A 13,523-nucleotide genomic window follows, 5' to 3' on the forward strand; every position below is an offset into this window, starting at 1 on the left:
TTTGCTGACCGAGAAGTTCGACCTGTGCCAGTTCGAATTCGAATCGCAGCCGTGGCGCTTCGACCGCGCGACGGTGAAGCGCCTGCGCGTGCCGCTCGCGCTCGTCGCGGCGACGCTCGGCGTGGCGGTGATCGGGATGAACCTGCATTGGTGGAAGCTGTCGCGCGAGCGCGATGCGCTCTCCGCGCAGATCACCGAGACGCTGTTGTCCGCGTTCCCCAAAACGACGACGGTGCTCGACCCGCCCGCGCAGATGCAGCGCCAGCTCGACCAGTTGCGTCTCGCGGCCGGCGAACTGTCGCCGAACGATTTTCTCGCGCTGTCGAGCGGGCTGTCGCGTTCGATGGGCGCGCTGCCGCTGAACGGCATCGCGTCGCTCGACTATCACGACCGGCGGCTCGACGTCGGCTTCAAGCCCGAGGTCAAGGTCGATCCCGATTTCACGCAGCGCCTCGCGCGTAACGGACTGTCCGGCGAAGTCGACAGCAACACGGGCAAATGGACGATCCGGAGCCGCTCATGAAGACGGAACAACTGAACCAGACGCTGGCCCAGTTCTGGGGCGAACGCTCACAACGCGAAAAGATGCTGCTCGGCTGGGGTGGCGCCGTGCTGGCGGTCGCGATCGCGTATTCGGTGCTGTGGTCGCCCGCGCAGGAAGGGCGTGCGCGGATCCAGCGCGAGCTGCCGACGATGCGCCGCGAGCTGGCGCAGATGACCGCGCAGGCGAACGAGGCGAAGTCGCTGACGGCCGCCGCGCAGGGCGTGGCACCGACCGGCCTCGCGCTGAAGGACGCGCTGACCGCGTCGCTGTCCGATCACGGGCTGCAGGGCGCGCAGGTGCAGATCGTCGGCAACGGTGTGCAGATCCAGATGAAGAATGTGTCGTTCCCGGCGTGGACGCAGTGGCTCGACGATGCGCGCCGGCAGTTCAAGGTGCAGGTCGGCGAGGCGCATGCCACTGCGCTGAAGGACGATGGCCAGGTCGACCTGACGGCCGTGATGCAACCGTCTACGCAGAAATGACGCAGCTGGACGACGCAAGTGGCGGTCGGCCGATGAGGCCGGGATTGAAGCGGCTCGCCACCGCATTGCCGTGGTTACTGGCGGGTGGCCTGGCGACGGCGTTGACGCTCGTCGCGCTCGCACCGGCCGCATGGATCGCGCCGCAGTTCGCGCGCGCGACCGGCGGGCACGTGAATCTCGTCGATCCCGACGGGTCGCTGTGGCACGGCTCGGGCACGCTGATGCTCGCGCCGGGGGCCGACCAGAGCGCGGCGACGCTGCTGCCCGGCCGGGTCGAATGGACCACGGGCTTCTGGCCGCTGCTGACCGGGCGCGTGCAGATGCGCATGCGGCAGACCGAGGCGATGCCCGACGCGGTCACGCTCGATGCGACATGGCGCGGCGCGGTGCTGTCGGCGGGCACGATGGCCGTGCCCGCGTCGCTGCTCGCGGGGCTCGGCACGCCGTTCAACACGCTCGACCTGCAGGGCGACGTGCGGCTCGGCTGGAGCGACTGGCGCCTGATCGGCAACAACGCGTTCGGCCAGCTGACGGTGACGATCGACTCGATGAGTTCGCGCGTCTCGCGCGTGAAGCCGCTCGGTTCGTACCGCGCGGTGCTGCAGGCGAAGGGGGCCGGCGCCGATCTCGACCTGTCGACGACGCAGGGCCCGCTGTTCCTCGATGGCCACGGTACCTTCGGCCCGGGCCAGGGCTCGTTCCGCGGCACCGCGCACTCGGCGCCCGAGCAACAGGCGAACCTCGCGGGGCTGCTGAACCTGCTCGGCCACCCGATCGGCAACAACGAGGTGTCGCTGATCTTCGGCGACGCGCAGCGCTGACGCGCGCGTCGCCCTTCCCTGCCTACTTCTGCGCGAGCGGTGCGGCGACCGCCGGTGCGGTGGCCGCGGGCTCGGCCGCACCGGACGCCGGCGCCGGCGCCGCCACGTCGCCGTTCTCGCGCGCCATCTCAGCCACGTTCCAGCCGCCGCCGAGCGCCTTCACGAGCCCGACCGACGACGTCATCCGCTGCCCGGCGATCGTCGCGAGCTTCTGCTGCGCGGTGAATGCGGTGGTCTGCGCGGTCAGCACGTTCAGGTAGGCGACCGTACCGGCCTTGTACTGGTTCGTGACGATCGCGAGCGCATGCTCGGCGCTGTCGACCGCCTGCCGCTGCACGTCGATTTCCTGCGCGAGGATGCGCTGCGACGCGAGGTTGTCCTCGACGTCCTGGAACGCGGTGAGCACCGCGAGGCGGTACGCGGCGACGTCCTGGTCGTAGGTCGCGCGCGCGGCGTCGGTCTGCGCGGCGCGCAGCCCGGCGTCGAACAGCGTGGCCGCGAGCTGCGGGCCGACCGTCCAGAAGCGCGCCGGTAGCGTGAACAGCTGCGACCACACCGAGCTCTGGAAGCCGCCGGTGGCCGACAGCGTGAGCGTCGGGAAGAACGCGGCGATCGCGACGCCGATCTGCTCGTTCGCGGCCGCCGCACGGCGCTCGGCCGCCGCGACGTCGGGCCGGCGCTCGAGGATCGCGGACGGCACGTCGACCGGCGTGATCGGCGGCTCGGCCGCGAGCGGATTCGGCGGCAGCGAGAAGGTCGACGCCGGTTCGCCGATCAGCGTCGCGATCGCATGCTCGTACTGCGCACGGGCCACGCCGTTGTCGATCGATGCGGCCTGCGCGCTCTGCAGCTGCGTTTGCGCCTGGATCACGTCCGCACGTGCGGCAACGCCCTGCGCGTACTGGTTCTGCGTGAGTTTCAGCGACTGTTCGTACGACTTCACGGTGTCGTCGAGCAGCTTCTGCAGCGCATCGGACGTGCGCAGCTGGAAATAGGTTTGCGCGAGCAGCGCCTGCTGCGACAGCCGCGCGTTCGCGAGATCGGCCGCGGCGGCCGCTTCGCCGGCACGCTGCGCGCTGACGGTGCGACTCACCTTGCCCCACAGGTCCGGTTCCCAGCTCGCGTCGAGGCCGACGCTGTAGCTGTTGTTGATCGAGCCGGACGAACCGCTGCCGAAGCTCGACGAACCTGACGACACCGATGTGCGCGGCGTGCGGGCGCGCGAGCCCGACGCGGTCAGCCCGACGGTCGGGAAATACGCGGCCCGCGCCTCGGTGACGAGCGCGCGCGCCTGCCGGTACGCGGCCGCCGATTGCGCGATGGTCTGGTTCGACGCGTTGAGCCTGTCGATCAGCGCATCGAGCTGCGGGTCGTTGTAGACCGTCCACCACGCGCCGCGGTCGGTGCGGTCGGCGGGCTGCGCGACCTTCCAGCCGGCCGGCGCTTCCTTGTAGGCGGCGGGGATCGACGTGTCGGGCCGGTGATAGTCGGGCCCGACGGCGCAGCCGGCGAGCAGCACGGCCGTCGCGACGGCGACGGCGGCGCTCAGCGGGCGAAGGGCGCGCGGGAGGGAGGCGTACGGCATGGTGGTTTTCCTGTCTGGGCGCGACGTCCGGCGAGCGGCGTCGCGCGATGCGGTCGTCGTGCCGCTGGCGGACAAATGGTAACTGACGGCGGGAAAGCTGCGCAGCCCCAAGGGTACGGTGCGTGGCGACAGGAATGTGTTACCGGCGCGAGCGGCCGGTTTACCGGCCATTACGGCAAGCTGACGGAGAGAGGGGATGCGACGCCGGCCGTGCGGGGTGCGGCCGGCATTCAGTGGGAGCAGCCGGGAAGGCGGGAGACGCGCGCGGTCAGCGGTCAGTGGCAGCGCGCGGGCAACGGGAGCGGTTCGGCGGCGGACCGCCATGTCGACGGCTCCGTCGCGGCCGGCTGGCCCGCGCGGCGAGCGCCGTCTTTCGCGTTGCGCTGCCGGCGATGATCGAACCATGCGAACCCGAGCGCCGCGAGCGAGCCGCCCGGGACCACCAGCATCGTCACGTACAGCGCGATCTTCCAGCCGCGGTGCGGCCCGGAAAACGCATGATGAGCGGTATCGGTCAGGTTGCGGCGCAGCGCGCCGGCGGCATTTTTCAGGAACAGCATCGCGAACATCCTCGGGTGCCCGCAGCGCGGGCGCATCGGTCAGAACATAGTCTCCGGCAGTGCAACATGCACGTCGTAACTGGTTGCCTCAAATAATATTGACTATGCAATCAATTTTCAAGATACTGGGCGCGTCCAAATCTGAAACGCACTATTGCTGCGCGCGCAATCGCATGACCGGCGGCCTTTACGATCCCGAGAACATCGCACTGGAAACGAGCCTCGGCTATTACCTGTCGAAGGCGAAGCAGGCGCTCGTCGAGCGGATGGACCGTGCGCTCGAGCCGCTCGACCTCACCGCGCAGCAGATCGGCGTGATCCTGCTGTTGTCGCGCGGCTATGCGCGCACGCCGTTCGAGCTGTCCCGCAAGATGTCGTACGACAGCGGGTCGATGACGCGGATGCTCGACCGGCTCGAACGCAAGGGGCTGGTCGCCCGGTCGCGCAGCGAGCAGGACCGCCGGATGATCGAGTTGACGCTGACCGAACGCGGCGCCGACGCCGCCCGTGCACTGCCGTCGCTGATCGCGAACGCGCTCAACGCGCAACTCGACGGTTTCTCGGCCGACGAGCTCGTGACGCTCACCGGCCTGTTGCAACGCTTCATCGCCAACGGGCCCGGTTCGGCCGGTTGCCCGAAACCCGACGAAGAAGCGGACGGCTGAGATGCGCGGAGGCCCCATGTCTAGGTTAAGCACTCGCTTATTTCTCTGTCTGGGCAGAAGATGACAGGGCACGCGCTCCCCTTTTCCCTTTATCCGTTCCACCCGGCCGGGCGGCGCTGCGGCGCACACCCGTGCGTTGTGCCGGCGCGTCGTGCGCGCCGCGTCTAGGAGATTCCGATGTCCGCCACCACGGCATCCGCCGCCCCCGCCGCCGAACCCGCGCCGTTGTCCGGCGGTGCGCTCGCGCTGCTCACCGTCGGGCTTGCGCTCGGCACCTTCATGGAAGTGCTCGACACGTCGATCGCGAACGTCGCGGTGCCGACCATTTCCGGCAGCCTCGGCGTCGCGACGAGCGAAGGCACCTGGGTGATCTCGTCGTACTCGGTGGCGTCCGCGATCGCGGTGCCGCTCACCGGCTGGCTCGCGCGGCGGGTCGGCGAGGTGCGGCTGTTCACGCTGTCGGTGCTCGCGTTCACCGTCGCATCGGCGCTGTGCGGCCTCGCGACCAACTTCGAGACGCTGATCGCGTTCCGGCTGCTGCAGGGCCTCGTGTCGGGGCCGATGGTGCCGCTGTCGCAGACGATCCTGATGCGCAGCTACCCGCCCGCGAAGCGCGGGCTCGCGCTCGGGCTATGGGCGATGACGGTGATCGTCGCCCCGATCTTCGGCCCGTTGCTGGGCGGCTGGATCAGCGACAACTACACATGGCCGTGGATCTTCTACATCAACCTGCCGATCGGCGTCTTCTCGGCGACCTGCGCGTATTTCCTGCTGCGCGGCCGCGAGACGAAGACGTCGAAGCAGCGGATCGACGCGATCGGCCTCGCGCTGCTCGTGATCGGCGTGTCGTGTCTGCAGATGATGCTCGACCTCGGCAAGGACCGCGACTGGTTCAACTCGACGTTCATCGTCGCGCTCGCGCTGATCGCGGTCGTGTCGCTCGCGTTCATGCTCGTGTGGGAGGCGACCGAGAAGGAGCCGGTGGTCGACCTGTCGCTGTTCAAGGACCGCAACTTCGCGCTCGGCGCGATGATCATCTCGTTCGGCTTCATGGCGTTCTTCGGCTCGGTCGTGATTTTCCCGCTGTGGCTGCAGACGGTGATGGGCTACACGGCGGGCAAGGCCGGCCTCGCGACCGCGCCGGTCGGGCTGCTCGCGCTCGTGCTGTCGCCGCTGATCGGCCGCAACATGCACCGGCTCGACTTGCGGATGGTCGCGAGCTTCGCGTTCATCGTGTTCGCCGGCGTGTCGATCTGGAACTCGACGTTTACGCTCGACGTGCCGTTCAACCACGTGATCCTGCCGCGGCTCGTGCAGGGGATCGGCGTCGCGTGCTTCTTCGTGCCGATGACGACGATCACGCTGTCGAGCATCTCCGACGACCGGCTCGCGAGCGCATCGGGGCTGTCGAACTTCCTGCGCACGCTGTCCGGCGCGATCGGCACCGCGGCGAGCTCGACGTTCTGGGAGAACGACGCGATCTACCACCACGCGCGGCTGTCGGAATCGGTGAGCGTGTATGCGCAGAACACGATCGACTACCAGGGCGCGCTGTCGCAGCTCGGCATCGTCGGCCAGACGGCCAATGCGCAGCTCAACCAGCTCGTCACGCAGCAGGGCTTCATGATGGCGACGAACGACTTCTTCCTGCTGTCGGCGTTCATGTTCGGCGCGCTCGCGGCGCTCGTGTGGGTCACGAAACCGAGGAAGGGCGCGGGGCCGGCGATGGGGCATTGACCGCGCGGCGGGCGGCTGTTGCGCCCGCCTCGTTCGCTTGACCACCCGCCTCGGCGGACTTCACTCCCTCGCCCGCAACCCACCAAACGCCAGATCGTCACCCGGCGCGATCGGCAGCGTCGCCCGCGCCACGTCGAGCCACGCGCGCGCCGCGTGCGACAGATACCCCTTCTTCAGCCACCCGAGCGCGATCGCCCACGTGATCTCCGGCTCGACGATCGGCCGACACGTGAACTGGCCCGCGTCGAGCCGCCGGCAATACGGCTCGGGCAGCAGCGCGATGCCGACCCCCGCATGCACGAGCGCGGCCATGAAATCCCAGTGGCCGCTCCGGCTCACGATCGACGGCGTGAAGCCGGCCTGCCGGCACGCATCGAGCACCGCATCGTGCAGCGCGAGGCTTTCCGCATAAAACACGAACGACTCGCGCGCGAGATCCGCGAGCGGTACGGCCGCGTGATCCTCCCAGCGCGACTCACGCGGCGCGACGAGCCACAGCGGCGCGCGCACCATCGGCAGCCGCTCGAAGGTGCCGGGATCGACCGGCTCCAGCAGCCCGCCGAGTTCCAGCTCACCCGACGTCAGCGCCGCCTCGATCATCCGTGCGCCCTGCTCGAACAGTTTCAGCTCGATGTTCGGATAGCGCTGCTTGTACGCGGCGATGATCGGCGTGAACAGCGAGCCGCCGAGCGGCGGGATGCCGATCGTCAGCTCGCCGCGCCCGAGCGTGCCGAGATCGTTCAGCTCCGACTGCAGCTGCGCCTGCGCGGCGAGCACGTCCTGGCCGCGCTGGAACACGATCCGCCCCGCGTCGGTCAGCACCATCTGCCGGCCGTCGCGCAGCAGCAGCGGCGAACCGATCTCGTCCTCGAGCGCCTTCACCATCTTGCTGATGGTCGGCTGGGTCACGAACAGCTTGTCGGCGGCCGCCGTGAAGCTCTGCTGGCGAACCACCTCGACGAAGTACCGCAACGCGCGCAATTCCATCGATGACTCCCCAAAGTGGTGCGGCGATCAAAAACGAATTCTGAATTGGAATGACAAGGATAGAGACAAGTCATTTTATTTATGGTTAGGGGAAACCCTATACTCCCATCATCAACGGAATATCTGTAGGGAGCCCGCCATGACCAAGCCGACCGCCGCACTTGCCGCCCGCCCCGCCGCTTCGGGCAGCCTGGCGCACACGGGCCGGATCGCGCTGCAGGCCACCGCGCTCGGCGTGCTGTGGATGGCGGTCGACTGGGCCGTGCGCAAGATCGGGCTGCCGATTCCGTCGGGCGTGATCGGCCTCGCGGTGCTCCTCGTGCTGCTGTTCTCGGGCCGCGTCGCGCCCGCATGGGTGAAGGACGGCGCGAACTGGCTGCTGTCCGACATGCTGCTGTTCTTCGTGCCGGCCGCCGTCGCGGCCGTGCAGTACGGCGGGCTGTTCCGCGAGGACGGCTGGCGCATCGCGCTGGTGATGCTCGCCGGCACCGCGTTCGTGATGGTCGCGGTGGCCGTCGCGGTCGACCTCGCCGCGAAGCTCGAGCGCCGGCTCGCCGCGCAGCGCGTGTTCGCCGAACGCCGCCGCACGCGCCTCACCGCCGCGTCCGCCCACTGAGCCGGAGCCTGCCATGCTTGCCGCATTGTCGAACCTGTCCGCCGACCAGGCGAACACCGCGATCTCGTTCGGCTGCTTCGTGCTGACGGTCGTGCTGTATTTCGCGTCGAAGCGGCTCTACGCGTACAAGAAGACGCTGCTGTTCTCGCCGCTCGTGTTCGTGCCGGGCGTGCTGGTGCTGCTCGTCCTGCTGACCGGCATCCCGTATTCGGTCTACTTCCACGACACGCGCTGGCTGATGTGGCTGCTCGGCCCGGCGACGATCGCGTTCGCGGTGCCGATCTACGACTATCGCGACCTGATCCGCCGCCACTGGCTGTCGCTGTCGGTCGGCGTCGCGGTCGGGATCTGCGCAGGCGTGTGCGGGTCGCTGCTGCTCGCGAAGCTGCTGCACCTGTCGCCCGAGCTGCAGCGCTCGCTGATGACGCGCTCGGTGTCGACGCCGTTCGCGCTCGCCGTATCGGACAAGATCCACGCGCCGAAGGATCTCACCGCGCTGTTCGTGATCGCGACCGGCATCTGCGGGATGCTGCTCGGCGAGCTGGTGCTCGCGCTGGTGCCGATGCGCACGCGGCTCGCGCGCGGCGCGCTGTTCGGCGCGGCCGCCCACGGCGTGGGCACCGCGAAGGCGCGCGAGATCGGCAGCGAGGAAGGCGTCGTGTCGAGCCTGACGATGATGATCGCGGGCGTCGCGATGGTGCTGATAGCGCCGCTCCTGACGCTGCTGCCGATCTGACCGGGCGGCGGACGCCCGCCAAACGCCGGCCCAGCCCGGCGCGATCGTGCCTGCCGCCATCGGCGCGGCAGGCTCCGCAAGGCGGGCACGGCGCTCACGCCCCACGCCACCCACCCGCTTCAGCCGCCCGCCCGGGCGGCCCTTTCCGCCCCCACTTACCCTGCATCGAGCCGACACCCGGCCGACAATCGGCTGAGATAGCCGCAAATCCCCCCTCTTTTCCGCCCATCGGGCTCGGCCCGGATGCCGAACAATGCATGCTACGAGACATCACGCACGCATTCACATGGCCTCCACGACCGCAAACCCGACCGCCGACAAGCCGGCTTCCTCCGGCAAGTTCAAGCGCATCGCGCTGATCGCCGTCATCGCGCTGGGCGCGGCAGCCGCCGCAGCCGGCGGCATGTACGTGTTCCTGAGCAAGGAAGGCGTCGGCCATGCGAGCAAGCCCGCCGAGCCGGCGCCGCTGGCCGCGCCGGTGTTCTTCCCGCTCGACCCGCTGACCGTGAACCTGCAGTCCGACGACGGCGCGCAGCACTACCTGCGCGTCGGCCTGTCGCTGAAGCTCACCGACTCGAAGGCGCAGGAGCAACTGACTGCGCGGATGCCGGAGATCCGCAGCCGGATCCTGCTCGCGCTGTCGAACAAGCATCCCGAGGAGCTCGCGACGCCGGACGGCAAACGTTCGCTCGCGAAGGAACTGCGGGAGCTGATCGAGCAGCCGACGCAGCCGGGCAACCAGCGCGCGAAGGTCGACGACGTGCTGTTCACCGAGTTCGTCGTCCAGTAACGCGGCCGCGAAAGGAGCGCGTATGGGTCACCAGGAGTTCATGTCCCAGGAGGAGGTCGATGCCCTCCTCAAGGGCGTCACGGGCGAAGCCGATTCAGTCGACGAACAGCGCGACACATCGGGCGTCCGCCCCTACAACATTGCGACGCAGGAGCGGATCGTCCGCGGCCGGATGCCCGGCCTCGAGATCATCAACGACCGCTTCGCGCGCCTGCTGCGGATCGGCATCTTCAACTTCATGCGGCGCACGGCGGAAATCTCCGTCAGCCAGGTGAAGGTGCAGAAGTACAGCGAGTTCACCCGCAACCTGCCGATCCCGACGAACCTGAACCTGGTGCACGTGAAGCCGCTGCGCGGCACGTCGCTGTTCGTGTTCGACCCGAACCTCGTGTTCTTCGTCGTCGACAACCTGTTCGGCGGCGACGGGCGCTTTCACACGCGCGTCGAGGGCCGCGACTTCACGGCCACCGAGCAGCGGATCATCGGCAAGCTGCTGAACCTCGTGTTCGAGCACTACACGACCGCATGGAAGAGCGTGCGGCCGCTGCAGTTCGAGTTCGTGCGCTCGGAAATGCACACGCAGTTCGCGAACGTCGCGACGCCGAACGAGATCGTCATCGTCACGCAGTTCTCGATCGAGTTCGGGCCGACGGGCGGCACGCTGCACATCTGCATGCCGTACTCGATGGTCGAGCCGATCCGCGACGTGCTCGCGTCGCCGATCCAGGGCGAGGCGCTCGAAGTCGACCGCCGCTGGGTGCGGGTGCTGTCGCAGCAGGTGCAGTCCGCCGAGGTCGAGCTGACCGCGAACCTCGCCGAGATCTCGTCGAACTTCGAGAAGATCCTGAACCTGCGCGCGGGCGACGTGCTGCCGCTGGAGATCGAGGACACGATCACCGCGAAGGTCGACGGCGTGCCGGTAATGGAATGCGGCTACGGAATTTTCAATGGTCAATATGCGTTGCGCGTGCAGAAGATGATCAGCGCGGGCGATTCGATGAAGGAAGGTGGATATGAGTGAGCTGAACCAGACGCCCGAGGACGACGCACAAGCGATGGCCGACGCGGCTCTCGCGGCATCGGCTGCCGCCGCGCAGGCGGCACCGGCCGCGGCGGAAGAAGATCCGGGCATGGATGACTGGGCGGCCGCGCTCGCCGAGCAAAACGAGCAGCCGGTTCCGGCCGGTGCGACGGGCGCCGGCGTGTTCCAGCCGCTGTCGAAGGCCGCGGCGAACACGACGCACAACGACATCGAGATGATCCTCGACATCCCGGTCAAGATGACCGTGGAGCTCGGCCGCACGAAGATCGCGATCCGCAACCTGCTGCAGCTCGCGCAGGGTTCGGTCGTCGAGCTGGACGGCATGGCCGGCGAGCCGATGGACGTGCTCGTGAACGGTTGCCTGATCGCGCAGGGCGAGGTCGTGGTGGTCAACGACAAGTTCGGCATCCGCCTGACCGACATCATCACGCCGGCCGAACGTATCCGGAAGCTGAATCGATGAACGTAGTAAAGCCCGGCCGCCGCGTGCGCGTCGCAAGCGTCGCAGCGGCTGCCGCGGCCATTGCGGCGGCGCTCGCAACCGCGCCGGCCGGCGCCGCCGACATGAACGCGGTGAACCACCCCGGGGCGATCGCATCGAGCGTGATGGTCGGCTCGGCCGCCCCGTCGCTCGGCGTCGGCGCGGTGCTGCAGACGCTGGTCGGGCTCGCGGTCGTGATCGGTCTCGTGTTCGCGTGCGCGTGGCTCGCGCGCCGCTTCGGCTTCCAGCATGCACGCCGCGGCGGCCCGCTGAAGATCGTGTCGAGCGTCGCGGTCGGCGCGAAGGAAAGCGCGACGATCGTCGAGATCGGCGATACCTGGCTCGTGCTCGGCGTCGCGCCGGGCAACGTGCGATTGCTGCATACGCTGCCGGCCGGTTCGGCGGCGGCCCCGGTTTCCGCTGATGCGCCCGCCGGCGCCGCCCCGTCCGACGGCGGCCTGCCCGGCACGTTCGGCTCGCGGTTTCGCGACGCGCTCGCGGGCGAAGCCGCGAAGCGCCTCGGTCGCGGCAAGGACCGCTGACATGGCGCCGCGCCCTCTTTCCGACCTCGCATTCCGATGAAACACGCCTTCCTGCATCGCGCGGCGCGCTTCGCGCCCGTGCTGATCCTCTGCCTCGCCCCCGCGCTCGCGTATGCGCAGGCGAACGGCCTGCCCGCGTTCAATGCGAGCCCGGGCCCGCACGGCGGCACCACGTATTCGCTGAGCGTGCAGACGATGCTGCTGCTCACGATGCTGTCGTTCCTGCCGGCGATGCTGCTGATGATGACGAGCTTCACGCGCATCATCATCGTGCTGTCGCTGCTGCGCCAGGCGCTCGGCACCGCGACGACGCCGCCGAACCAGGTGCTCGTCGGCCTCGCGATGTTCCTCACCTTCTTCGTGATGTCGCCGGTGCTCGACCGGGCGTACAACGACGGCTACAAGCCGTTCTCCGACGGCTCGATGCCGATGGAGCAGGCCGTCCAGCGCGGCGTCGCGCCGTTCAAGACCTTCATGCTGAAGCAGACCCGCGAGACCGATCTCGCGCTGTTCGCGAAGATCTCGAAGGCCGCGCCGATGCAGGGGCCCGAGGACGTGCCGCTGTCGCTGCTGGTGCCGGCGTTCGTCACGAGCGAGCTGAAGACCGGCTTCCAGATCGGCTTCACGGTGTTCATCCCGTTCCTGATCATCGACATGGTCGTCGCGAGCGTGCTGATGTCGATGGGGATGATGATGGTGTCGCCGTCCACCGTGTCGCTGCCGTTCAAGCTGATGCTGTTCGTGCTGGTCGACGGCTGGCAGCTGCTGATCGGCTCGCTCGCGCAGAGCTTTACGTAAGCCGCGGAGGAACACGCACGATGACGCCCGAACAAGTGATGACGCTCGCGCACCACGCGATGATGGTCGGCCTGCTGCTGGCCGCCCCGCTGCTGCTGGTCGCGCTCGCGGTCGGCCTGGTCGTGAGCCTGTTCCAGGCCGCGACGCAGATCAACGAGGCGACGCTGTCGTTCATCCCGAAGCTGCTCGCGGTCGCCGCGACGCTCGTGATCGCCGGCCCGTGGATGATGACGACGATGCTCGACTACCTGCGGCAGACGCTGCTGCACGTCGCGACGCTCGGCGTCGGCTGAGCCGCGCGCACCACCCGGCGGCGATGTTCTCGGTTACCTACGCGCAGCTCAACGGCTGGCTCACGGCGTTCCTGTGGCCGTTCGTGCGGATGCTCGCGCTCGTCGCGACCGCGCCCGTCGTCGGCCATGCGGCGGTGCCCATCCGCGTGAAGATCGGCCTCGCCGCGTTCATGGCGCTGGTCGTCGCCCCCACGCTCGGCGCGATGCCGGACGTCACCGTGTTCTCCGCGCAGGGCATCTGGATCGTCGTCACGCAGTTCCTGATCGGTGTCGCGATGGGCTTCACGATGCAGATCGTGTTCGCGGCGGTCGGGGCGGCCGGCGACTTCATCGGGCTGTCGATGGGGCTCGGCTTCGCCACCTTCTTCGATCCGCACACGAGCGGCGCGACGCCCGCGATGGGCCGCTTCCTGAACGCGGTCGCGATGCTCGCGTTCCTCGCGGTGGACGGCCACCTGCAGGTGTTCGCCGCACTCGCCGCGTCGTTCCAGTCGCTGCCGGTGTCGGCCGACCTGCTGCACGCGCCCGGCTGGCGCACGCTCGCGTCGTTCGGCACGACGGTGTTCGAGATGGGGCTGCTGCTCGCGCTGCCGGTGATCGCGGCGCTCCTGATCGCGAACCTCGCGCTCGGCATCCTGAACCGCGCGGCGCCGCAGATCGGCGTGTTCCAGGTCGGCTTTCCCGTCACGATGCTCGTCGGGCTGTTGCTCGTGCAACTGATGATCCCGAACCTCGTGCCGTTCGTGGCGCACCTGTTCGACATGGGACTCGACGCGATGGGGCGCGTGCTGACGGGCTGGCGCTGAGCGCCTCCCGCCCCCTATTCCCCGTTTGACGCCTGTTC

General features: G+C 68.7%; 17 protein-coding genes. 14 read left to right on the forward strand and 3 right to left on the reverse strand.

Features of this window, described 5'->3' with window-relative positions; genetic code table 11:
- The 3 genes from gspL to G3N96_RS21775 all read left to right on the forward strand — a co-directional run.
- Positions 1-523, forward strand: a 523-nt coding sequence (gspL, locus tag G3N96_RS21765; protein WP_241022771.1) for a type II secretion system protein GspL, incomplete at its 5' end; no start/stop codon positions are given.
- A complete protein-coding gene (locus G3N96_RS21770; protein ID WP_069249188.1) occupies positions 520-1,026 on the forward strand; it encodes a type II secretion system protein M in 507 nt (168 codons plus the stop codon). The genes gspL and G3N96_RS21770, both read left to right, overlap by 4 nt.
- 32 nt (positions 1,027-1,058) lie before the next feature.
- On the forward strand, positions 1,059-1,847 hold the full coding sequence (locus tag G3N96_RS21775; RefSeq protein ID WP_206138426.1) for a type II secretion system protein N: 789 nt from the start codon (positions 1,059-1,061) through the stop codon (positions 1,845-1,847).
- A 22-nt stretch (positions 1,848-1,869) separates the two neighbouring features.
- Here G3N96_RS21775 and G3N96_RS21780 read toward each other — a convergent pair whose 3' ends face one another.
- Complete coding sequence (locus G3N96_RS21780; protein ID WP_206138427.1) at positions 1,870-3,432, reverse strand: efflux transporter outer membrane subunit; 1,563 nt, start codon at positions 3,430-3,432, stop codon at positions 1,870-1,872.
- A gap of 275 nt (positions 3,433-3,707) precedes the next feature.
- Positions 3,708-3,992: a multidrug ABC transporter ATPase gene (locus G3N96_RS21785; RefSeq protein ID WP_089439027.1), complete on the reverse strand. Its 285-nt coding sequence runs from the start codon at positions 3,990-3,992 to the stop codon at positions 3,708-3,710.
- Positions 3,993-4,165: 173 nt separating this feature from the next.
- Here G3N96_RS21785 and G3N96_RS21790 point away from each other — a divergent pair, with 173 nt between their 5' ends.
- Both G3N96_RS21790 and G3N96_RS21795 read left to right on the forward strand, forming a co-directional pair.
- On the forward strand, positions 4,166-4,657 hold the full coding sequence (locus tag G3N96_RS21790) for a MarR family transcriptional regulator (RefSeq protein WP_206138428.1): 492 nt from the start codon (positions 4,166-4,168) through the stop codon (positions 4,655-4,657).
- Positions 4,658-4,834: 177 nt separating this feature from the next.
- Positions 4,835-6,394: a DHA2 family efflux MFS transporter permease subunit gene (locus G3N96_RS21795; protein ID WP_206138429.1), complete on the forward strand. Its 1,560-nt coding sequence runs from the start codon at positions 4,835-4,837 to the stop codon at positions 6,392-6,394.
- 60 nt (positions 6,395-6,454) lie between these two features.
- Here G3N96_RS21795 and G3N96_RS21800 read toward each other — a convergent pair whose 3' ends face one another.
- The gene (locus G3N96_RS21800) at positions 6,455-7,381 is read right to left on the reverse strand and encodes a LysR family transcriptional regulator (RefSeq protein ID WP_085041246.1); all 927 of its coding nucleotides are present in this window, start codon (positions 7,379-7,381) and stop codon (positions 6,455-6,457) included.
- Between the two features lie 139 nt (positions 7,382-7,520).
- Here G3N96_RS21800 and G3N96_RS21805 point away from each other — a divergent pair, with 139 nt between their 5' ends.
- The 9 genes from G3N96_RS21805 (at position 7,521) to fliR (ending at position 13,485) form a co-directional block, all read left to right on the forward strand.
- Positions 7,521-7,997: a CidA/LrgA family protein gene (locus G3N96_RS21805; protein ID WP_206138430.1), complete on the forward strand. Its 477-nt coding sequence runs from the start codon at positions 7,521-7,523 to the stop codon at positions 7,995-7,997.
- A gap of 13 nt (positions 7,998-8,010) precedes the next feature.
- Entirely contained in the window at positions 8,011-8,733 is a 723-nt protein-coding gene (locus G3N96_RS21810) for an LrgB family protein (RefSeq protein WP_039351943.1), read from the forward strand.
- 253 nt (positions 8,734-8,986) lie between these two features.
- Positions 8,987-9,523, forward strand: coding sequence for a flagellar basal body-associated protein FliL (gene fliL, locus G3N96_RS21815; RefSeq protein WP_089424119.1), 537 nt, complete (start codon positions 8,987-8,989; stop codon positions 9,521-9,523).
- A 22-nt stretch (positions 9,524-9,545) separates the two neighbouring features.
- Entirely contained in the window at positions 9,546-10,544 is a 999-nt protein-coding gene (fliM, locus tag G3N96_RS21820) for a flagellar motor switch protein FliM (RefSeq protein ID WP_069246733.1), read from the forward strand.
- Positions 10,537-11,028: a flagellar motor switch protein FliN gene (gene fliN, locus G3N96_RS21825; protein WP_069246732.1), complete on the forward strand. Its 492-nt coding sequence runs from the start codon at positions 10,537-10,539 to the stop codon at positions 11,026-11,028. The genes fliM and fliN overlap by 8 nt, the downstream gene beginning before the upstream one ends.
- The gene (gene fliO, locus G3N96_RS21830; protein WP_206138431.1) at positions 11,025-11,588 is read left to right on the forward strand and encodes a flagellar biosynthetic protein FliO; all 564 of its coding nucleotides are present in this window, start codon (positions 11,025-11,027) and stop codon (positions 11,586-11,588) included. Before fliN ends, fliO begins: the two co-directional genes overlap by 4 nt.
- Before the next feature lie 36 nt (positions 11,589-11,624).
- Positions 11,625-12,386 (forward strand): flagellar type III secretion system pore protein FliP, encoded by a 762-nt coding sequence (fliP, locus tag G3N96_RS21835; RefSeq protein WP_046550042.1) that lies wholly within the window; start codon positions 11,625-11,627, stop codon positions 12,384-12,386.
- 20 nt (positions 12,387-12,406) lie between these two features.
- Complete coding sequence (gene fliQ, locus G3N96_RS21840) at positions 12,407-12,679, forward strand: flagellar biosynthesis protein FliQ (protein ID WP_039351961.1); 273 nt, start codon at positions 12,407-12,409, stop codon at positions 12,677-12,679.
- 23 nt (positions 12,680-12,702) lie between these two features.
- Positions 12,703-13,485 carry a flagellar biosynthetic protein FliR gene (fliR, locus tag G3N96_RS21845; protein ID WP_206138432.1) on the forward strand — a complete coding sequence of 261 codons (783 nt, stop codon included), beginning with the start codon at positions 12,703-12,705 and terminating at the stop codon, positions 13,483-13,485.
- Positions 13,486-13,523: the final 38 nt, after the last annotated feature.

The organism is Burkholderia sp. Se-20373, assembly GCF_017104705.1.
GTDB lineage: Bacteria > Pseudomonadota > Gammaproteobacteria > Burkholderiales > Burkholderiaceae > Burkholderia.

Excerpts from the sequence above, each read along its gene's own strand:
- G3N96_RS21770 (WP_069249188.1), top strand. The coding sequence starts at position 520 with ATGAAGACGGAACAACTGAACCAGACGCTGGCCCAGTTCTGGGGCGAA.
- G3N96_RS21775 (WP_206138426.1), top strand. The coding sequence starts at position 1,059 with ATGAGGCCGGGATTGAAGCGGCTCGCCACCGCATTGCCGTGGTTACTG.
- G3N96_RS21780 (WP_206138427.1), bottom strand. The coding sequence starts at position 3,432 with ATGCCGTACGCCTCCCTCCCGCGCGCCCTTCGCCCGCTGAGCGCCGCC.
- G3N96_RS21785 (WP_089439027.1), bottom strand. The coding sequence starts at position 3,992 with ATGCTGTTCCTGAAAAATGCCGCCGGCGCGCTGCGCCGCAACCTGACC.
- G3N96_RS21790 (WP_206138428.1), top strand. The coding sequence starts at position 4,166 with ATGACCGGCGGCCTTTACGATCCCGAGAACATCGCACTGGAAACGAGC.
- G3N96_RS21795 (WP_206138429.1), top strand. The coding sequence starts at position 4,835 with ATGTCCGCCACCACGGCATCCGCCGCCCCCGCCGCCGAACCCGCGCCG.
- G3N96_RS21800 (WP_085041246.1), bottom strand. The coding sequence starts at position 7,381 with ATGGAATTGCGCGCGTTGCGGTACTTCGTCGAGGTGGTTCGCCAGCAG.
- G3N96_RS21805 (WP_206138430.1), top strand. The coding sequence starts at position 7,521 with ATGACCAAGCCGACCGCCGCACTTGCCGCCCGCCCCGCCGCTTCGGGC.
- G3N96_RS21810 (WP_039351943.1), top strand. The coding sequence starts at position 8,011 with ATGCTTGCCGCATTGTCGAACCTGTCCGCCGACCAGGCGAACACCGCG.
- fliL (WP_089424119.1), top strand. The coding sequence starts at position 8,987 with ATGCATGCTACGAGACATCACGCACGCATTCACATGGCCTCCACGACC.
- fliM (WP_069246733.1), top strand. The coding sequence starts at position 9,546 with ATGGGTCACCAGGAGTTCATGTCCCAGGAGGAGGTCGATGCCCTCCTC.
- fliN (WP_069246732.1), top strand. The coding sequence starts at position 10,537 with ATGAGTGAGCTGAACCAGACGCCCGAGGACGACGCACAAGCGATGGCC.
- fliO (WP_206138431.1), top strand. The coding sequence starts at position 11,025 with ATGAACGTAGTAAAGCCCGGCCGCCGCGTGCGCGTCGCAAGCGTCGCA.
- fliP (WP_046550042.1), top strand. The coding sequence starts at position 11,625 with ATGAAACACGCCTTCCTGCATCGCGCGGCGCGCTTCGCGCCCGTGCTG.
- fliQ (WP_039351961.1), top strand. The coding sequence starts at position 12,407 with ATGACGCCCGAACAAGTGATGACGCTCGCGCACCACGCGATGATGGTC.
- fliR (WP_206138432.1), top strand. The coding sequence starts at position 12,703 with ATGTTCTCGGTTACCTACGCGCAGCTCAACGGCTGGCTCACGGCGTTC.